General features: G+C 64.3%; 18 protein-coding genes. 12 read left to right on the forward strand and 6 right to left on the reverse strand.

The annotated features are described in order from the left end of the window. Positions 1-56 precede the first annotated feature (56 nt). The 3 genes from RJ527_06030 to RJ527_06040 all read left to right on the forward strand — a co-directional run bounded on the left by RJ527_06030 (position 57) and on the right by RJ527_06040 (position 1,588). The gene (locus tag RJ527_06030) at positions 57-779 is read left to right on the forward strand and encodes an SDR family oxidoreductase (GenBank protein WND77298.1); all 723 of its coding nucleotides are present in this window, start codon (positions 57-59) and stop codon (positions 777-779) included. Next, positions 773-1,168, forward strand: coding sequence for a DUF393 domain-containing protein (locus RJ527_06035; GenBank protein WND77299.1), 396 nt, complete (start codon positions 773-775; stop codon positions 1,166-1,168). Before RJ527_06030 ends, RJ527_06035 begins: the two co-directional genes overlap by 7 nt. An 81-nt stretch (positions 1,169-1,249) precedes the next feature. Beyond that, a complete protein-coding gene (locus RJ527_06040; protein WND77300.1) occupies positions 1,250-1,588 on the forward strand; it encodes a DUF427 domain-containing protein in 339 nt (112 codons plus the stop codon). A 39-nt stretch (positions 1,589-1,627) separates the two neighbouring features. Here RJ527_06040 and RJ527_06045 read toward each other — a convergent pair whose 3' ends face one another. The 3 genes from RJ527_06045 to RJ527_06055 are packed head-to-tail and all read right to left on the reverse strand — an operon-like array spanning position 1,628 to position 3,378. Beyond that, positions 1,628-2,104, reverse strand: a complete 477-nt coding sequence (locus tag RJ527_06045; GenBank protein ID WND77301.1) for a cupin domain-containing protein — start codon at positions 2,102-2,104, stop codon at positions 1,628-1,630. Positions 2,105-2,134: 30 nt separating this feature from the next. Beyond that, positions 2,135-2,509, reverse strand: a complete 375-nt coding sequence (locus tag RJ527_06050; GenBank protein ID WND77302.1) for a DUF983 domain-containing protein — start codon at positions 2,507-2,509, stop codon at positions 2,135-2,137. A 5-nt stretch (positions 2,510-2,514) separates the two neighbouring features. After that, positions 2,515-3,378, reverse strand: a complete 864-nt coding sequence (locus RJ527_06055) for a prephenate dehydratase (protein WND77303.1) — start codon at positions 3,376-3,378, stop codon at positions 2,515-2,517. 209 nt (positions 3,379-3,587) lie between these two features. Between RJ527_06055 and RJ527_06060 the strand changes: the two genes are divergently transcribed. Both RJ527_06060 and hisN read left to right on the forward strand, forming a co-directional pair. After that, positions 3,588-4,100, forward strand: a complete 513-nt coding sequence (locus RJ527_06060; protein ID WND77304.1) for a cytochrome c family protein — start codon at positions 3,588-3,590, stop codon at positions 4,098-4,100. Positions 4,101-4,137: 37 nt separating this feature from the next. Then, positions 4,138-4,929 carry a histidinol-phosphatase gene (hisN, locus tag RJ527_06065; GenBank protein WND77305.1) on the forward strand — a complete coding sequence of 264 codons (792 nt, stop codon included), beginning with the start codon at positions 4,138-4,140 and terminating at the stop codon, positions 4,927-4,929. 3 nt (positions 4,930-4,932) lie between these two features. Here hisN and RJ527_06070 read toward each other — a convergent pair whose 3' ends face one another. Further along, complete coding sequence (locus RJ527_06070; GenBank protein ID WND77306.1) at positions 4,933-5,331, reverse strand: hypothetical protein; 399 nt, start codon at positions 5,329-5,331, stop codon at positions 4,933-4,935. Between the two features lie 154 nt (positions 5,332-5,485). Here RJ527_06070 and RJ527_06075 point away from each other — a divergent pair, with 154 nt between their 5' ends. From RJ527_06075 to RJ527_06095, 5 genes are all read left to right on the forward strand, one after another. Then, complete coding sequence (locus tag RJ527_06075; GenBank protein ID WND77307.1) at positions 5,486-7,309, forward strand: extracellular solute-binding protein; 1,824 nt, start codon at positions 5,486-5,488, stop codon at positions 7,307-7,309. Positions 7,310-7,365: 56 nt separating this feature from the next. After that, on the forward strand, positions 7,366-8,484 hold the full coding sequence (locus RJ527_06080; GenBank protein WND77308.1) for a microcin C ABC transporter permease YejB: 1,119 nt from the start codon (positions 7,366-7,368) through the stop codon (positions 8,482-8,484). Positions 8,485-8,569: 85 nt separating this feature from the next. Beyond that, positions 8,570-9,589: an ABC transporter permease gene (locus RJ527_06085; protein WND78026.1), complete on the forward strand. Its 1,020-nt coding sequence runs from the start codon at positions 8,570-8,572 to the stop codon at positions 9,587-9,589. After that, positions 9,589-11,214 carry an ABC transporter ATP-binding protein gene (locus tag RJ527_06090; GenBank protein WND77309.1) on the forward strand — a complete coding sequence of 542 codons (1,626 nt, stop codon included), beginning with the start codon at positions 9,589-9,591 and terminating at the stop codon, positions 11,212-11,214. The genes RJ527_06085 and RJ527_06090 overlap by 1 nt, the downstream gene beginning before the upstream one ends. Before the next feature lie 68 nt (positions 11,215-11,282). Continuing rightward, on the forward strand, positions 11,283-12,164 hold the full coding sequence (locus tag RJ527_06095; protein WND77310.1) for a glyoxylate/hydroxypyruvate reductase A: 882 nt from the start codon (positions 11,283-11,285) through the stop codon (positions 12,162-12,164). Between the two features lie 4 nt (positions 12,165-12,168). On the opposite strand, the gene RJ527_06100 is transcribed toward RJ527_06095, so the two are convergent. Further along, entirely contained in the window at positions 12,169-12,984 is an 816-nt protein-coding gene (locus RJ527_06100; protein ID WND77311.1) for an undecaprenyl-diphosphate phosphatase, read from the reverse strand. 219 nt (positions 12,985-13,203) lie between these two features. Here RJ527_06100 and gltB point away from each other — a divergent pair, with 219 nt between their 5' ends. Further along, positions 13,204-17,829 (forward strand): glutamate synthase large subunit, encoded by a 4,626-nt coding sequence (gltB, locus tag RJ527_06105; protein ID WND77312.1) that lies wholly within the window; start codon positions 13,204-13,206, stop codon positions 17,827-17,829. A gap of 3 nt (positions 17,830-17,832) precedes the next feature. Next, positions 17,833-19,278 (forward strand): glutamate synthase subunit beta, encoded by a 1,446-nt coding sequence (locus tag RJ527_06110; GenBank protein ID WND77313.1) that lies wholly within the window; start codon positions 17,833-17,835, stop codon positions 19,276-19,278. Positions 19,279-19,290: 12 nt separating this feature from the next. On the opposite strand, the gene RJ527_06115 is transcribed toward RJ527_06110, so the two are convergent. After that, positions 19,291-19,875: a hypothetical protein gene (locus RJ527_06115; protein ID WND77314.1), complete on the reverse strand. Its 585-nt coding sequence runs from the start codon at positions 19,873-19,875 to the stop codon at positions 19,291-19,293. Between the last annotated feature and the right edge of the window lie 81 nt (positions 19,876-19,956).

Raw genomic sequence — 19,956 nt, forward strand, 5'->3', positions numbered from 1 at the left:
ATTGACCGTCGCTTCCGTAAACAAATAAAGCCCCTCTGTTACGGAAGTTCACCGTCATGCCTCAAATATCCAAGGTCCGGAATGCGCCCCCTGCGACTGTGGCCGCCGTGTTTGGCGCGAACGGCGCGATCGGCAATGCGATCGCAAATCGGCTGGAAGACAGCGGCCGCTTTAAATCGGTGTTCCGTTTCTCTCGCCGCACAGACCCCGCCGTCGACATCACCAGAGAAGAGAGCGTGGCGGCGGCGGCAGATCTGGTCGTCGGCACAGGCACCGCGCTGCGTCTCGTCGTGGACGCGACAGGCTTTCTCCATGGGCCGGACGCAATGCCGGAGAAAAGCTGGCGCGACCTCGATCCGGACCGCATGGCCCGCGCATTTGCCGTCAATGCGATTGGCCCGGCATTGATCCTGAAACATTTTCTGCCGCTTCTGCCGTACGCCGGGCGGTCCGTTTTCGCCACACTGTCAGCCAAGGTCGGGAGTATCGCCGACAATCGGCTGGGCGGGTGGTACAGCTACCGCGCCTCCAAAGCCGCGTTGAACCAAATCGTGCGGACCGCAGCGGTGGAACTCGGGCGCCGGCGACCGGGCGCAATCTGCGTCGCCCTGCATCCGGGAACCGTCGACAGCCCGCTGAGCGCCCCTTTCGCCAAGAACGGCTTGACCGTGCGCTCCCCGGCGGGCGCGGCGGAACGTCTTCTCGACGTCATCGACGGCTTGACCCCGACGGATAGCGGGGGGTTTTACGATCATTCGGGGGAGCCATTGCCATGGTGATCGGCCTTGACCACGGCCCACCCGTTCTCACCGTTTTTTTCGACGGCGGCTGTCCGCTTTGCCGGAAAGAGATCGCCTTCTACCGTCGCCGTTCCGGCGCGGAGCGTATTCGCTGGGTGAATGTTCAAGCCTGCGCAGACCGCGAGTTACCCGACGGTCTGAGTCGCTGCGATGCCTTGCGGCGTTTTCACACCCGGGATGCCCAGGGCCGATTGTACTCGGGCGCACGCGGATTTGCCGAGTTGTGGGCGGCACTGCCTGCGTTTCGCCTCGCCGGACTTCTGTTCCGCATCCGGCCAATGGGAGCACTGCTGGAAATCACCTACCGCACCTTTCTCCGTATCCGGCCGCTCATTCCCCGTCGTCCCGGGTCCCCCACCAAAATGTGAACGGATGTGCGTGGCGGTCGGCGGCGGATCGGTGGATATAGGCGGCAAATCCGATTGCCTGCTTGTTAAGGAGTTCCACCCATGACCGACGTTTCCCTGACCCCCGCCGCCAAGACCGTCACCGCCACCGTGAACGGCGAGGTGATCGCCGAAAGCGCCAAGGCGCAGATCCTCAAGGAAGGCGCCTATGCGCCCATGTACTATTTCCCGAAGGCCGACGTGCGCATGGACGCCCTGGCGGCGACGGAAAAATCCACCCTGTGCCCGCACAAGGGCACGGCCAGCTACTGGTCGATCAACGCCGGCGGCCGGACGGCGGAAAACGCCGCCTGGGCCTACGAAACCCCGCCGGCGGGGCTGGAGGCCATGGCCGGGCACATCGCATTCTATCCGTTCGTGGTCAAGTTCGCGGAAAAGTAGGCGCCTGGGTCAGCAAGGCCCGGGTCAGTAAGGCCCGGGTCAGTAAGGACTGCCGTCCTTGTGGGTGAACAGCCACTGGCCGTCCGGGCCCAGGTTGGCCTGAATGTCGTCGCGGGGATAGCTGGCCGCGTCGCCCGGCGTGCGGTCGCCGATTTCCAGGTACAGCACGTCGGCCGTGGTCCGGTTGACCAGGTGATGGGCCGAACCGCCGGCGGGAAAGCCCGCGCACATGCCGGGCGACAGTTCGGTTTCGCCGTCTTCCGTGACCAGGGTGGGCGATCCTTCGAGAATGTAGACGAATTCGTCCTGGCGGGTATGGCGGTGGAGCAGCGCCGATTCGCCGCCCGGCGCGAGCCGCGTCAGGTTGACGCCGAAGTTGGCGAGCCCGAAGACGTCGCCCAACTGGCGCTTTTTGCGCCCCGCCATGCGGCTGAAGAACGGTTCCGGATAGGTCGAGGGCTTGGCCCGGGGGGCGATGTCCAGCGCCCGGACGGCGGGGGGTCTTTCGTCGGTCATCGCGGGATGCTCCTTATCCCGAAATCGGCGTTACTGCGTTTCGTCGCCGCGCAGGCCCAGATGCCACATCAGGCCCAGAATCCCGCCCTTGACCCGCGGCAAAAGCGCCAGCGTGAGGCCCAGGGTCACCGGCACGGCCACGCCCAGCAGCATCCAGGTCGGCGGCGACATCAGCTGTTCGCTCATCAGCAGCATCGGCACCACCATATGGCCGACGATGGCGATGGTCAGATAGGGCGGGAAGTCGTCGGCACGGATATGGCCCAACTCCTCCCCGCAATGGGGGCAGTCGGTGACCTTCAGGTAGCCCTTGAAGCTGTGGCCGATACCGCAGCTGGGACAACGGCGCGCGAGACCACGCAGGATGGCGAGGCCCAGGTGGGGCCGGATGTCTTCGAAGGTCACGGGGGTCATGCTCCTTGATTGGCGGCGGTTTTGCGGAACGGATGGGCCGGATAGGTGCCCAGCACCTTGATCCATTCGGAATAATGGGACAGATCCTCGAAGGCCAGCTGGACCGAGGGCGCGTCCATGTGGCCCTCGACCTCGGCGAAGAACTGGGCCGCGATGAAATCGGGGCCGACGTAACTTTCCAGTTTGGTCATGTTGACCCCGTTGGTGGCGAACCCGCCCATGGCCTTGTAGAGGGCGGCGGGAACGTTGCGCACACGGAACGTGAAGCTGGTGATGTACGCCTCGGCCTCATTATAGGCCGGCGGTTCCGCCGTCAGTGACAAGATCACAAAGCGCGTGGTGTTGTGCTCCGCGTCCTCGATGTTCTGTTTGAGCGAACAGAGGCCGTAGATTTCCCCGGCCAGGCTGGAGGCGATGGCCGCCTGAGACTTGTCGCCCTGGGCCGCGATGTCCTTGGCCGCCCCCGCTGTATCGACATGAACCACGGGCGTCACGCCCAGGTCGCGGATCAGGTTGCGGCACTGGTTGAGCGCATGGACATGGCTGTGGACATGGGTCAGGTCGCCGATTTCGGCGCCCGGCACGGCCAGAAGATGATGATGCACCCGGTGGAAATGCTCGCCGATGATGTGCAGGCCGGAATCGGGCAGCAGATGGTGGATGTCGGCGACCCGCCCGGCGACGGAATTTTCGATGGGAATCATGGCCAGCCGCGCCTTGCCGTCATGCACGGCGGCGAAGGCGTCTTCGAAGGTGCGGCAGGGCAAGGGCTCCATCTCGCCCCGCGCCTCGCGGCAGGCAAGATGGGAATAGGCACCGGGCATGCCCTGGAAGGCGATGGAAGTAGCGGAAGAAGCCATGGCTGAGCGGTCTTGGGGGTCCGGATGGGGAAAGGCCCGGAGATCACGGGCATTTTCAGAAACTGGCGGGAGTATCGTTGGCGAGGCTGCCGGTGTCAACGCGGGCCGGACCCGCGCCATGAAGAAGCGGACGGGCGGCGGCTTATGCCGCTTGAACATGGCGGCATGGGCGGTTAAATTCCCCGCAACAATCGGCAAAGGAAAACACCATGCAGTTCTCCCGGATGGAAAAACTCGGTTTCGGCGTACTCGTGACGGCCTGGGTCGTGTGGGGCACCAACAAGATCGGCGATACGCTGGTTCACGCGAACGAGCCTGAAAAGATGGGCTTCGAAGTCGCCGTCGCCGACCAGGGCGATGCCCAGGACGCGGCCCCCAAGGAAGCCGAAAAGCCGGTGATGGAACTGATCGCCACCGCCTCCGCCGACGCCGGCGCCAAGGTGTTCAAGAAATGCACCGCCTGCCATTCGGCGGAAGCGGGCGCCAAGCACAAGATCGGCCCGAACCTGTGGGGCATCGTCGGCCATCCCCAGGGCAAGGCCGACGGCTATACCTATTCCGGCGTTCTGGCCGGTCTGAGCGGCAAGTGGACCATGGAAGAGTTGGACAAGTTCCTCGCCGACCCCAAGGGCTATGCCCCCGGCACCAAGATGACCTTCCGCGGCATTCCCAAGAATTCCGACCGCGCGGCCCTGCTGGTCTTCCTGGACTCCCTCAAGTAAGCCTTTCACGGCTTTCATTCGACCGGAGGACGGCGCCGTGACGCAACCGACCACGGACGCCCAGACCGCCCAATGCCTGGCCCTGGCCATGGACATGGCGGCCCGCGCGCGTGACATCGTGCTGGGCCATTACGGCACCGCCCCCGACGTCGAGGACAAGGCCGACCTGAGCCCCGTCACCATCGCCGACCGGGAATGCGAGGCCGCCATGCGCGACATGATCGCCGCCGCCTTCCCCGGGCACGGCATCTTCGGCGAGGAGTTCGGGGCCGAGAACGCGGACGCCGAATTCGTCTGGGTGCTCGACCCCATCGACGGCACCAAGGCCTTCATCACCGGCAAGCCCCTGTTCGGCACCCTGATCGGCCTGCTGAAGGACGGTGCTCCCTATCTGGGCGTCATGGACAACCCGGCCTTGGACGAGGTCTGGGCGGGTGCGCCCGGTCTGGGGGCGACGCGCAACGGCGCCCCCGTACGCTGCCGGCCCTGTCCCGATCTGGCCTCCGCCTGGCTGTACACCACCTCGCCGCAGATGCACCAGGGCCTCAACTTCGGCCATTTCGAAAACCTGCGCCATGGCTGCCGCCACGCGCTTTACGGCGGCGATTGCTACAGCTACGGCACGCTGGCCCGCGGCCGCGCCGACCTTGTCTGCGATTCCAGCATGCAGCCCTATGACTATGTCGCCCTGGTGCCCATCGTCGAAGGGGCCGGCGGGCGCATGACCGACTGGGCCGGCGGCACCCTGGGCCTGACGGGCGACGGCACGGTCATCGCCTCGGGCGATGCGGCGCTGCATGAGCAGGCCGTGGCGGCGCTGCGGGGATAACGATCAGACCCAGCTGCGGAAATACGCCTCTCGCCGAGCCGCCTCCAACTGTTCATACCTTTCCCTGTCCGACAGGCGGCATGTTTGGATGACGACCAGCGGCGGCATCATGAAAAGCATGAAAAACGCGATCAAGGTAAGGTGCCGATCGCCATCGTTAACACCGACGTTGATGAAATAGAGCGCTAATAGCATCGATATCGATGCGAAATTTTTTATGACTTTCGTATCAAACCGCATCCGCTCCAACGTCACTGACCTGACCCGCCAATCGAATATCGAATATCCGGGCTGAACGCCCCCGAACTTTTTACTTATGCGCCGCTCAATCCGGTCACCGGCCCGATACGCCCACTTGAGTACCCCGGCGACAAAATTGATGACTGCAAGCACACTCCACATTGTTGCATCCTTTCCCGAATGTGATCAGACGACTGGATCGGCGATAATTTTCTACAAATCACAAGCTTGCCACAATCCGGCGTCACTTCTTGACCGGAACCGGCTAATCTCCATATTCCGACGCAGCGAACACCGCATACCGGGGGAACCAAAGATGCGATTTCTAAGCGCCCTTCTCGTCCTCACCTGCCTGTCCCTGCCCGCCGGCGCGGCCGACGCGCCCAAGCCGGTGCACGGGCTCGCCATGCACGGCGACCTGAAGTACGGCCCGGACTTCAAGCATTTCGACTACGTCAACCCGGACGCCCCCAAGGGCGGCACCGTGCGCCTGGGCGCCACCGGCACCTTCGACAGCTTCAACCCCTTCATCATCAAGGGCACGGCGGCGGGGGCATCGGGCTTCGTCTACGACACCCTGATGGACGACGCGGCGGACGAACCGTTCAGCCAGTACGGCCGCCTCGCCGAAACGGTGACCATGCCCGACGACCGTTCCTGGGTCGAATTCCGGCTGCGCAAGGAAGCGCGCTGGCACGACGGCATGCCGGTGACGGTCGATGACGTGATCTTTTCCTTCAATACCCTGGTCAAGGAGGGGGCGCCCTTCTATCGCTTCTATTACGGCAACGTGGCCGAGGTGACCCAGACCGGCGAGCGGTCCGTGAAATTCACCTTCAAGCCGGGCGAAAACCGGGAACTGCCGCTGATCATCGGCCAATTGACGGTCCTGCCCAAGCATTACTGGAAGGACAAGGAGTTCAACAAGACGACCCTTGAACCGCCCTTGGGCAGCGGCCCTTATAAGATTACCGAGTTCGAGCCTGGACGTTTCGTGAAGCTTTCCCGCGTCAAGGATTACTGGGGCAAGGACATCCCGGTGATGACGGGCTACAACAATTTCGACGAGATCATTTTCGACTACTACCGCGATTCCAACGTGGCGCTGGAGGCCTTCCTGGCCGGGCGTTACGACTACAAGTCGGAAAACTCGTCCAAGGCCTGGGCCACGGCCTATGCGACCCCCGCCGTGAAGAAGGGCGTGCTGGTCAAGGAACAGATCCACCACGACCGCCCGGCGGGCATGCAGGGCTTCGCCTTCAACACCCGCCGCGACCTGTTCAGCGACCCCCAGGTGCGCCACGCGCTGGCCTATGCCTTCAACTTCGAATGGTCGAACAAGGCCCTGTTCTACGGCCAGTATGAGCGCACCCGCAGCTATTTCCAGAATTCGGAAATGGCGGCGACGGGCCTGCCGGGGCCGGACGAGCTGAAACTTTTGGAACCGTTCCGCGCCGACCTGCCGCCCGAAGTCTTCACCAAGGAATACAACCCGCCCAAGGGCGACGAGGGCGGCAACATCCGGGGCAACCTGCGCACGGCGTCCAAGCTGCTGACCGACGCCGGCTGGGTGATCAAGGACGGCAAGCGCATCAATGCCAAGACGGGCAAGCCCTTCGCCTTCGAAATGCTGCTGGTCAGCCCCCTGTTCGAACGCATCGCCCTGCCGTTCGCCAAGAACCTGGAAAAACTGGGCATCGCCATGACCGTGCGCACCATCGACACGGCCCAGTACCGGCGCCGGCTCGACACCTTCGATTTCGACATGGTGGTCAGCGGATTCGGCCAGTCCATGTCGCCGGGCAACGAACAGCGCGAATTCTGGTCGACGGCGGCAGCCGAGCAGGAAGGCTCGCGCAACATCATCGGCATCAAGTCCAAGGCCGTGGACGCCATCGTCGAAAAGCTGATCGCGGCGCCCTCGCGCAAGGACCTGGTGACCGCCTGCAAAGCGCTCGACCGCGTGCTGCAATGGGGGCATTACATGATCCCCAACTGGCACGCGCCCTACGACCGCATCGCCTATTGGGACAAGTTCGCCCGGCCCAAGGTGACGCCGACCCGGGGCAACCAGTTCTTCGCCTGGTGGATCGACCCGGCCAAGGCCAAATCCCTCGCCGACCGCAGGAAGGGGTTGTAGGCCCGCCCCCACGGCAACGGTAGCCGCACGGGTCGCCAGGCCTTATCATCGCCGCCATGCTCGCATATATCCTCCGCCGACTGCTGCTGATCCCGCCGACGCTGCTCGGCATCATGATCATCAACTTCGCCGTGGTGCAGATCCTGCCCGGCGGGCCGGTCGAACAGTTGATCGCCCAGATCGCCGGCGACGACGTGTCGTCCACCGCCCGCGTGTCGGGCGACGGCGGATCCGAGGTCATGGCCGCCAAACGCCCGGCCCAGGGGGCCGGCGGCGATTCGACCGTGACCAGCAAGTACCGGGGGGCCCAGGGCCTGCCGCCCGAATTCATCAAGGACCTGGAACGCCAGTTCGGTCTGGACAAACCGGCGCACGAGCGCTTTTGGCTGATGATGAAGCGCTACGCGACCTTCGATTTCGGCAACAGCTATTTCCGCGATCAGTCGGTGACGCAGCTGGTGCTCGACAAGATGCCGGTGTCGATCTCGCTCGGCCTGTGGACGACGCTGCTGGTCTATCTGATCTCGATCCCGCTGGGCGTCGCCAAGGCCGTGCGCGACGGATCGAAATTCGACGTCTGGACCTCGGGTCTGGTGATCTTCGGCAATGCCGTGCCGGGCTTCCTGTTCGCGATTCTGCTGATCGTGCTGTTCGCCGGCGGACGTTTCTGGGACGTCTTTCCGCTGCGCGGGCTGGTATCCGAGAACTTTTCCGAACTATCGACCTGGGGTCAGGTGAAGGATTATTTCTGGCATCTGGCCCTGCCCATTTCGTCCATGGTGATCGGCGGCTTCGCCGGGTTGACCATGCTGACCAAGAATTCGTTCCTGGAACAGATCAACCAGCAATACGTGGTGACCGCCCGGTCCAAGGGCCTGACGGAACGCCAGGTGCTCTACGGCCACGTGTTCCGCAACGCCATGCTGATCGTCATCGCGGGCTTTCCCTCGGCCTTCATCGGCATCTTGTTCACGGGGGCCTTGCTGACCGAGGTGATTTTCTCCCTCGACGGGCTGGGGCTTCTCGGCTTCGACGCGGCGCTGACGCGCGATTATCCGGTGATGTTCGCGACGCTGTATTTCTTCACCCTGCTGGGGCTGGTCATGGGCATCATCGGCGATCTGATGTACCACATCGTCGATCCGCGCATCGATTTCGACGCGCGCGAGGTGTGACGCCATGCGCCCGGACATGACGACCGCCGCCGATCCCGCCACGACGGCACCGCCGCTGCCCGGCCGGCGCGTGTTCGGCCTGCGCATCACGCCGTTGACCGAACGGCGGCTCGCCAATTTCCGGCGCAACCGCCGAGGCTACTGGTCGCTGTGGATTTTCGTGCTGCTGTTCGTGCTGTCGCTGGGGGCGGAGCTGATCGCCAACGACAAGCCGTTCCTGGTCTACTTCAACGGCGGGTTCTATGTCCCCGTGGCCGAGGCATACGCGGAAACCACCTTCGGCGGCGAATTCGCGACCGAGGCCGATTACCGCGACCCCTACGTCAAGGACCTGATCAACGCCAAGGGCTGGATGATCTGGCCGCCGATTCCCTATTCCTACGACACGGTCATCAAGGATCTGCCGGGCCCCGCACCCTCGCCGCCGTCGCTCGACAATTGGCTCGGCACCGACGACCAGGGCCGCGACGTGATGGCGCGCATGATCTACGGCTTCCGCATTTCCGTGCTGTTCGGCCTGGCGCTGACGGCGATCAGCGCCGTGATCGGCATCGCCGCCGGCGCCGCGCAGGGTTATTTCGGCGGCTGGATCGACCTTCTGGCGCAGCGCTTCATGGAGGTCTGGTCGGGCCTGCCGACGCTCTACCTTCTGATCATCCTGGCCAGCGTGGTGACGCCCAGTTTCTGGTGGATCCTCGGCCTGATGCTGATGTTTTCCTGGATGGCCTTCGTCGGCGTGGTGCGCGCCGAATTCCTGCGCGCGCGCAATTTCGATTACGTGCGGGCGGCCCGGGCCTTGGGCGTGTCCGACGGGGTCATCATGTTCAAGCACGTCCTGCCCAACGCCATGGTCGCGACCCTGACCTTCCTGCCGTTCATCCTGTCGGGCTCCATCACCACGCTGACGTCCCTCGACTTCCTGGGCTTCGGCCTGCCCGCCGGGTCGCCGTCGCTGGGTGAATTGCTGAACCAGGGCAAGAACAACATCCAGGCCCCCTGGCTGGGCTTCACGGCGTTCTTCTCGCTCGCCATCATGCTGTCGCTGCTGGTCTTCGTCGGCGAGGCCGTGCGCGACGCCTTCGACCCCCGGAAGGTGTTCAAGTAATGTCCAAGCTGCTGGAAATCGACGATCTGCACGTCACCTTCGGCGCCGGGGATGGCGCCGTCACCGCCGTGCAGGGGGCGAGCCTGACCATCGACAAGGGCGAGACCCATGCGCTGGTCGGGGAATCTGGATCCGGCAAATCGGTCACGGCGCTGTCGGTCATGCAATTGCTGCCCTATCCCCTGGCCCGCCACCCCCGGGGATCGGTCAGGTTCAACGGCCAGGAGCTGGTGGGGGCGCCCGGCGGGGTCATGCGCACCATCCGCGGCAACCAGATCGCGATGATCTTTCAGGAACCGCTGACCAGCCTCAACCCACTGCATTCCATCGAAAAGCAGATCGCCGAGGTCCTGTTCCTGCATCAGCACATGACGGCCAAACAGGCCCACGCGCGGGTGCTTGAACTGCTCGACCTGGTCGGTCTGGGCGAAGCCGCCTCGCGCCTGCAATCCCTGCCCCACGAATTTTCCGGCGGTCAGCAACAACGCATCATGATCGCCATGGCATTGGCCAACAACCCGGACCTATTGATCGCCGACGAGCCGACGACGGCCCTGGACGTCACCATCCAGGCCCAGGTCCTGAAGCTGATGAAGGAGATTCAGCAGAAACTGGGCATGGCCATGCTGCTGATCACCCATGACCTGGGCATCGTGCGCCGCATGGCCGACACGGTCTCGGTCATGAACGACGGCCGCATCGTCGAACAGAACGCCACCGAAGCCGTGTTCACCGACCCGCAACACGATTACACCCGCCACCTGCTGGCGGCCGAGCCCAAGGGCCGGCCCGAACCCGCCGACGCGGCCGCACCCGAGCTGGTGCAGGGCCGCGACGTCAAGGTCTGGTTCCCCATCAAACGCGGGTTCCTGCGCCGCACGGTGGGCCATATCAAGGCCGTCGACGGCATTTCTCTGACGCTCAAACGCGGTCATACGCTGGGCATCGTCGGCGAATCCGGATCGGGCAAAAGCACGCTGGGCCGGGCCCTCCTGCGCCTGGAACGCTCGACCGGCGACATCCTGTTCGAGGGCGCCAACATCCAGGGCTGGCAGTTCAAGCAGATGCGCCCGCTGCGCCGGGAAATGCAGATCGTGTTCCAGGACCCCTTCGGTTCCTTAAGCCCGCGCCTGTCCGTCGGCCAGATCATCGAGGAAGGCCTGATCGTCCACGGCCTCGGCGGCGACGCCCTCGCGCGCCGGCAACTGGTGGCCGAGGCCTTGCACGAGGTCGGCCTGACGCCCGAGATGCAGGACCGCTATCCCCACGAATTTTCCGGCGGCCAGCGCCAGCGCATCTCCATCGCCCGGGCCCTGGTGCTGAAGCCTAAGTTCATGGTGCTGGACGAGCCGACCTCGGCGCTGGACATGTCCGTGCAGGCGCAGATCGTCGAACTGCTGCGCGACTTGCAAAAGAAGCACGATCTGGCCTACCTGTTCATATCCCACGATCTGAAGGTCGTGCGCGCCGTCAGCCATGAGATCGCCGTCATGCGCCGGGGCCGCGTCGTCGAATACGGGTCCGCCCAGCAGATCATCGACGAACCTAAGGATCCCTACACCAAGGCCCTGATGGCCGCCGCCTTCGAACTGAAGGCCGACGAAACCGGAGTCGTCTCAACATAATGATTTCCATCCTCTACATGGCCCCCGGGGATAAACCCGATCCCTGGCGGGACGCCTTTCTTGCACAAATGCCCGACGCCGATTTCCGCGTGTGGTCCGACGACCCGGCCAAGGACGAAACCGGCGACAAGGCCGACATCCAATACGCCATCGTGTGGAAGCCGCAGCCCGGAATCCTGAAAAGCCTGCCCAACCTGAAGGCGATCTTTTCCATGGGCGCCGGGGTCGACCATTTGTGGAACGACCCGGACCTGCCGGACGGCGTGCCCCTGGTGCGCCTGGTCGACCGCTGCCTGACCCAGGGGATGAGCGAATACGTGATCTATTGGACGATCCATCACCACCGCAAGATGGGCGTCTATGCCGGCTGGGCCGCCGAGCATCGCTGGAAGCGCCTGCGCCAGGCCGACGCCGAGCAGCGCCGGGTCGGCATTCTGGGCCTGGGCGAGTTGGGCAGCGACGCGGCGAAAAAGCTGGTGCCCCTGCATTATCAGGTCGCCGGCTGGGCACGCTCGAAAAAGGACATTCCCGGCGTCGACTGCTTCCATGGCCCGGATCAGCTGATCCCGTTCCTGAACCGCACGGAAATTCTCATCTGCCTGCTGCCGCTGACGCCGGACACCCAAGGCATCATCAACAAGGACACCCTGGCGGCCCTGCCCGAAGGGGCCTGCCTGATCAATTGCGCCCGGGGCGGACATGTCGTGGACGCCGATCTGATCGCGGCGCTCGATTCGGGCCATATCGCGGGGGCGACGCTCGACGTGTTCCACACGGAGCCCCTGCCCGAAGATCATCCCTACTGGTCCCACCCCAAGGTCAACGTGACGCCGCACATGGCGAGCCTGACCGTGCCGCATTCATCGACGGAATGGTATGTCGCCAACATCCGGCGCATGGAGGCGGGGGAGCCGCCGCTCAACACCGTCGATCGCGGCACGCGGTACTAGATCGTCAGTTGAACGGCCCGACGTAGCCGTAGGCCACGGCGAGCAGGAAAATCCCGAGCACGATGCGGTAGATCACGAAGGGCGTGAAAGTCGCGCGCCGCAGCCAGGCCATCATCAGGGCGATGGCGACCAAGGCCGTGATGAAGGCAAGGCCCGCCGCCGTGAAGGCATCGGAGGTCAGCGCCGCGTCGCCCGATTTCCAGAGCTCAAAGCCCTTGAGCGCCCCCGCCCCCAGGATCGCCGGGATCGACAGCAGCATGGAGAAGCGCGCGGCGTCCGTGCGCTCCATGCCCAGCAGGCGCGCCGCCGTCATGGTGATGCCGGCGCGCGAGGTTCCCGGGATCAGGGCCAGGCATTGGGCGATGCCGATCACCAGGGCGTCCGAGATTTCCAGGTGTTCGATGCGCCTGAGCGTCATGCCGATGCGATCGACGGCATAAAGCAGGATGCCGAAGCCCAGGGTCGCCCAGGCGATCATCTCAAGAGAGCGCAGACCGTTCGGGTAATATTCATTGAGGGCGTATCCGGCGCCGATCACCGGCAGGGTCGCCAGAATGACCAGCCCGGCCAGCTTGGCCCCCCGGTCGCGGCGCCCCTTGAGCACGCGGCCCAGGCCCGACAGCATGTCCCAGAGGTCGCGATGGACATAGAGCACCACGGCGCCCAAGGTCCCGACATGAACGGCGACGTCGATCAACAACCCCTGGTCGGTCCAGCCCAAAAGCCGGGGCGTGACCGCGAGATGGGCCGAGGAGGAGATCGGAAGAAACTCCGTGATCCCCTGAATCAGCGCCAAAATCGCAAGATGTAGTGTAGGCAAGGCGTGCTCCTACGACTTTTGGGTCTTCTAGCCGATCCCCGGGGCCCTGCCAAGGGGCCGTCGCGGCCGAATCCGCATTTGTGCACCTGCTCATAAGGACCGAAACGGGCCAATTTCCCGTGATTTTTATGACAGTTGAGGCCGGTTTTTGTTTGGCGTCCGGGGTCTGGATTGCTATCTAAATGGGCTCTCAAGAACCCGCGAATAGGAAGTTAACGCATGAGCCAGACCTCACGGCGCAACGGTTATGGACTGCCCGTTGAAGAGGGGATGTACGACCCCTTGAACGAGCACGACGCTTGTGGATTCGGCTTCATCGCCGACATTCACAACGAGCCGCGCCATGAGATCGTGCATCAGGCGCTGGACATCGTCCATCACATGGATCACCGGGGCGCCATCGGCGCCGATCCCATGGCCGGCGACGGTGCCGGGATTCTGATTCAGCTGCCCGACGCGTTCATCCGCAAGGTGTTCGCCAAGCAGGGCATCGAGGTGCCGGCCAAGGGCGACTATGCGCTGGGCATGGTGTTCCTGCCGCGCGACCACAAGCTGCGCGACCTTGCGATCAAGGCCATCGAAACGACCACCGCCGCCGAGGGCCAGGTGCTGCTGGGCTGGCGCGACGTGCCGACGGACAACAGCGTGCTGGGCGAAAGCGTCAAGCCGAACGAGCCGGTCATCAAGCAGGTGCTGATCCAGCGCGGGCCGACCACGCCCGACAACGCGGCGTTCGAGCGCAAGCTTTACGTCATCCGCAAGCAGGCCCATCACGCGCTGTGGGACAAGGACGAGGGGTCCTGGCAGGACTTCTATTTCCCGTCCATGTCGTCGGCGACCATCGTCTACAAGGGCATGGTCCTGGCGCCCAACCTGTCCAAGTACTACGTGGACTTCCAGGACAAGGATTTCGCCACGGCGATCGCCCTGTTCCACCAACGGTTCTCGACCAACACCTTCCCGAGCTGGCGCCTGGCGCAACCGTTCCGCTTCCTGTGCCACAACGGCGAGATCAACACCCTGCGCGGCAACGTCAACTGGATGAACGCGCGCCGCCACAACATGTCGTCGAAGATTCTGGGCGACGACCTGGACAAGCTGTGGCCGCTGATCGGCGACGGATCGTCCGATTCGTCGACCTTCGACAACGCGCTCGAGCTTCTGGTCATGGGGGGATATTCGCTGTCCCACGCCATGATGCTGATGATCCCGGAAGCCTGGAACAACAACCCGCAGATGGCCCCCGAACGGCGCGCCTTCTATGAATACTTCTCGGCCCTGATGGAACCCTGGGACGGCCCCGCCGCCATGGCCTTCACCAACGGCCGCCAGATCGCCGCGACCCTGGACCGCAACGGCCTGCGCCCGGCGCGCTATATCGTCACCGACGACGGCCTGGTGGTGATGGCGTCGGAAGTCGGCGTGCTGCCCATTCCGGAGGAAAAGATCGTCCAGAAATGGCGCCTGCAGCCGGGCAAGATGCTGCTGGTCGACCTGGAGCAGCACCGCATCATCTCGGACGAGGAACTGAAGTCGGAACTGGCCGCCGAATATCCCTATCAGGAATGGCTCGACGCGACGCAGATTCACCTCGCCGACCTGCCGCCGGAAATCGGCCCGATGACGCCGGATTCCAAGACCCTTTTGGATCAACAGCAGGCCTTCGGCTACAACCGCGAAGACCTCAAGTTCTTCCTCGACCCCATGGCCGAGAAGGGCGAGGATCCGGTCGGTTCCATGGGCCGCGACATTCCGCTGGCCATGCTGTCCGACAAGCCGCGCATGCTTTACGACTATTTCTTCCAGAACTTCGCGCAGGTCACCAACCCGCCGATCGACCCGATCCGCGAGGAACTGGTGATGTCGCTGGTCAGCTTCATCGGCCCGCGCCCGGACCTGCTCGATCTGGGGTCGGGCGGCACGCACAAGCGGCTTGAGGTCGATCAGCCGATCCTGTCCAACACGGACCTGGAACGCATCCGCCGCATCGAAAACCACGTCGACGGCTCGTTCAAGACCTACACGCTGGACATCTGCTATCAGAACACGGGGCCGAACCGCCAGACCATGGCGCAGGCCGTGGACCGCATCTGCCAAAAGGCGGAAAAGGTCGTGCGCGAACAGGGCTACAACATCATCATCCTGTCCGACCGCGGTCTGGACGCCGACAACATCGCCATTCCGGCGCTGCTGGCGACGGGCGCCGTGCATCACCACCTGATCCGCCAGGGCCTGCGCACCGAGGTCGGCCTGGTCGTGGAAACGGGCGAGGCGCGCCGCGTGCACGATTTCTGCCTGCTCGCCGGTTACGGCGCCGAGGCCATGAACCCCTATCTCGCCTTCGACACGATCTCCAACATCGTGCAGGAAAAGGCCAGCGGCCTGTCGGAAGCCAAGGCCCATGCCTATTACATCAAGGCGGTCGGCAAGGGCATCATGAAGGTCATGTCCAAGATGGGCATCTCGACCTACCAGTCCTATTGCGGCGCGCAGATCTTCGACGCCGTCGGCCTGTCGAGCGAATTCATCGATGCGTACTTCACGGGCACGGCGACCAAGGTCGAAGGGGCCGGCGTCATCGAGATCGCGGAAGAAACCGAACGCCGCCACGCGCTGGCCTTCGGCGACGCGCCGATCTACCGCTCGGAACTGGATGTCGGCGGCGACCTGGCCTTCCGCATCCGCGGCGAGGAACACGTGTGGACGCCGGAAACCATCGGCACCCTGCAACATGCCGTGCGCTCGGCCAACTACAAGCAGTTCAAGGCCTATACGGCCAAGGTCGATAACCAGGTCGCCAAGCTGAAGAACCTGCGTGGCCTGTTCGACCTGAAGCCCGTGGGCAAGCCGGTACCGCTGGACGAGGTCGAACCCGCGTCGGAAATCGTCAAGCGCTTCGCCACCGGGGCCATGTCCTTCGGCTCCATTTCCTGGGAGGCCCACACGACCCTGGCGATCGCCATGAACCGCATCGGCGGACGCTCCAACACGGGCGAGGGCGGCGAGGACGAAATCCGCTACAAGCCCCTGCCGAACGGCGACAGCATGAAGTCGCGCATCAAGCAGGTGGCGTCGGGCCGGTTCGGCGTGACCACGGAATATCTGGTCAACGCCGACGATTTGCAGATCAAGATGGCCCAGGGTGCGAAGCCCGGCGAGGGCGGCCAGCTGCCCGGCCACAAGGTCGACGAATGGATTGCCCGGGTGCGCCATTCGACGCCGGGCGTCGGCCTGATTTCGCCGCCGCCGCATCACGACATCTATTCCATCGAGGATCTGGCGCAGCTGATCCACGACTTGAAGAACGTCAACCCCAAGGCGCGGATTTCCGTCAAGCTGGTGTCCGAAGTGGGCGTCGGCACGGTTGCCGCCGGGGTGTCCAAGGCCTATGCCGACCACGTCACCATTTCCGGCCACGACGGCGGCACGGGGGCAAGCCCGCTGACCTCGATCCTCAACGCCGGCGGCCCGTGGGAACTGGGCCTGGCGGAAACCCATCAGACGCTGGTCATGAACGCGCTGCGCGGGCGCATCGCCGTGCAGGTCGACGGCGGCGTGCGCACTGGGCGCGACGTGGTGATCGGCGCGTTGCTGGGCGCCGACGAATTCGGCTTCGCGACCTCGGCCCTGATCGCCGAAGGCTGCATCATGATGCGCAAGTGCCATCTGAACACCTGCCCGGTCGGCGTCGCGACCCAGGACCCGGAACTGCGCAAGCGTTTCACCGGGGAACCGGAACACGTCGTCAACTTCTTCACCTTCATGGCCGAGGAAGTGCGCGAGATCATGGCGTCGCTCGGCTTCCGCACGATCAACGAGATGATCGGCCGCCGCGAGGCGCTCGACGTGCGGCCCGCCGTCGACCACTGGAAGGCCCACGGCGTCGACGTGACGCGCCTGCTCGCCCCGGTCAAGCCGGCCGAGGGCGTGGCCATCTACAACTGCGAGACCCAGGACCACGGGCTCGACAAGGCGCTCGACCACCAGCTTATCAAGGGGGCCAAGGACGCCATCGAGAACGGCACCCCGGTCAGCCTCGAGTTCCCGATCAAGAACATCAACCGCACGGTCGGCGCCATGATGTCGGGCGAAATCGCCCTCAAGCACGGCCACGCGGGTCTGCCCGACGACACCATCCACATGAAGTTCACCGGCAACGCCGGGCAGAGCTTCGGCGCCTGGCTTTCCAAGGGCGTGTCGTTCGAATTAATCGGGGACGCCAACGACTATGTCGGCAAGGGGCTTTCGGGTGGACGCATCGCCGTCTATCCGTCGCCCAAGAGCCCCATCGTGCCGGAAGAAAACATCATCGTCGGGAATACCGTTCTCTATGGCGCCATCGCCGGGGAATGCTATTTCCGCGGTATCGCGGGCGAACGCTTCGCCGTGCGCAACTCGGGCGCGGCCGCCGTGGTCGAGGGTTGCGGCGATCACGGCTGCGAATACATGACCGGGGGCACCGTCGTCGTGCTCGGCGAGACCGGGCGCAACTTCGCCGCCGGCATGTCGGGCGGCATCGCCTATGTCCTGGACGAAGCGGGTGATTTCGACACGCTCTGCAACCAGGGCATGGTCGAACTGGAGCCCATCGACCCCAACGAACCCGACGACGGCACCGCCGACATCGCGTCGGACCCGATGCGCTTCGACGCGCGTCGTCTCAAGGGCCTGATCGAGAATCACCTGCGCTATACGGGCAGCTCGCGGGCCAAACACATCCTGGACAACTGGGACGCCTACCTGCCCAAGTTCGTCAAGATCATGCCGGTGGATTACCGCCGTGCGCTCCGCGAGATGCAGGAGCGCGCCGCCGGCGCAGAAACGGCCGCACTGGCCGGGGAATAAATAATGGGAAAACCCACTGGATTTTTGGAGATCGAGCGTCACGATCGGTCTTACCGCCCGGTTGAAGAACGCCTGAAGCATTGGCAGGAGTTCGTCGAACCGCTGACCGACGCGGAAGTATCGGAACAAGGGGCCCGCTGCATGGACTGCGGCATCCCCTACTGTCACCAGGGCTGCCCGGTGAACAACATCATTCCGGACTGGAACGATCTGGTCTATCGCGACAAATGGCGCGAGGGGCTGGAGCTTCTGCACTCCACCAACAACTTCCCCGAGTTCACGGGCCGTGTCTGCCCCGCCCCCTGCGAGGCGTCGTGCACCCTGAACCTGCAAGACGAGCCGGTGACCATCAAGACCATCGAATGTTCGCTGGTCGACCGCGGCTGGGCCAAGGGCTGGATCAAGCCGCAGATTCCGGCCCACCACACGGACAAGCGCGTCGCCGTCGTCGGATCGGGCCCGGCGGGCCTGGCCTGCGCCCAGCAGCTGGCCCGCGCCGGGCACAAGGTCGTGGTGTTCGAAAAGAACGAACGCATCGGCGGCCTGCTGCGTTTCGGCATTCCCGACTTCAAGATGGAAAAGCACCTGATCGACCGGCGCATCGCGCAGATGCAGACCGAAGGAGTCGAATTCCGCCCCAACAGCCACGTCGGCGAGAACGTGGACGCCGCCGACCTGATGAAGGATTTCGACGCGGTCGCGCTGTGCGGCGGATCGGAAAGCCCCCGCGACCTGCCGGTGCCGGGCCGCGACCTGCCCGGCGTGCATTTCGCCATGGAGTTCCTGACCCAGCAGAACCGCCGGGTCTCCGGGATCAACACGCCCCAGGGTGCCGAGATCATGGCCACGGACAAGCACGTCATCGTCATCGGCGGCGGCGACACGGGATCGGACTGCGTCGGCACGTCGAACCGCCATGGCGCGGCCTCGGTCACGCAGCTGGAGCTCATGCCCCAGCCGCCGGAAAAGGAAAACAAGGCCCTGACCTGGCCGGACTGGCCGCTCAAGCTGCGCACCTCGTCGTCGCATCAGGAAGGCGTGGAGCGGGATTTCGCGGTGATGACCAAGTCGTTCACCGCCGGCCCCGACGGCCGTGTCAGCGCGCTGAACGGCGTGCGCCTGGAATGGCGGCCCAGTGAAAGCGGCAGCATGGAAATGGTCGAGGTTCCGGGAAGCGAATTCACCCTGAAGGCCGATCTGGTGCTGCTCGCCATGGGCTTCGTCCATCCCATCCACGACGGCATGATCGAAGCCATGGGCGTCGATCTCGACCCCCGCGGCAACGTCAAGGCCGACACGGACAAGTACGCGACGTCCCTGCCCAAGGTCTATGCCGCTGGCGACATGCGCCGGGGCCAGTCCCTGGTCGTCTGGGCGATCCGCGAAGGCCGTCAGTGCGCCAGGGCGATCGACGAATTCCTGATGGGAACGAGCGACCTGCCGCGCTGATCGTGACTGGCTCTAGCGTCCCTGCGCCGGGACGGCGCCGGGTGCCGCGACGAATCCCACGAAGGCGTCCGGATTATCGACAATGATCGCCGTCGTCATGATCTTGTCCACGCGCGCGCCGTCCGGCGACGCGATCGGCAGACGCAGGGTGATGCATACCGCCGCTTCCGCCGGTTTGAACGGATAGACGTTGCGGAACAGGGTCGGTGCCCGCGATTCCAGAACCAGGCCGCATTGTTCGGCGATGATCGGCCCTGACTTGTCGGGCAGAATGTCCCGCACCTCGCGGCCCGTGCCGTCGCGGCCGTACAATTCCGCCCGGTTCGTTCCCCAGAACCGATAGACGAACCGCGGCTGGTCCGGGTCTTCGTCCAGAACATCGACCACCACGCACATGGGAATGATCAAGGGCGGCAATTCGTACAACTTGAACTCGGCCCACGGCGGCGCCCAGCGGTCGCCGCGCTGTGTTTCCCAGTAGGCCAGAACCTCGGCCATGCCGTCCGGCATCAACGCCGTGTCCACCGGGAGCTGCATATACTCCAGATAGCCCATGGTCGATGTCACCATGCCGGCGTCGTGCGGGATTTCAATCATGTCACGCTCCGCCCGAAGTGTATTCAATCCAGACTGTCTTGGCCATGTCGCCGAATGCCATGACTGGCATGCACGCAGGCG

The sequence above is a fragment of the Thalassospiraceae bacterium LMO-SO8 genome (assembly GCA_031655335.1).
Lineage (GTDB): Bacteria > Pseudomonadota > Alphaproteobacteria > Rhodospirillales > Casp-alpha2 > UBA1479.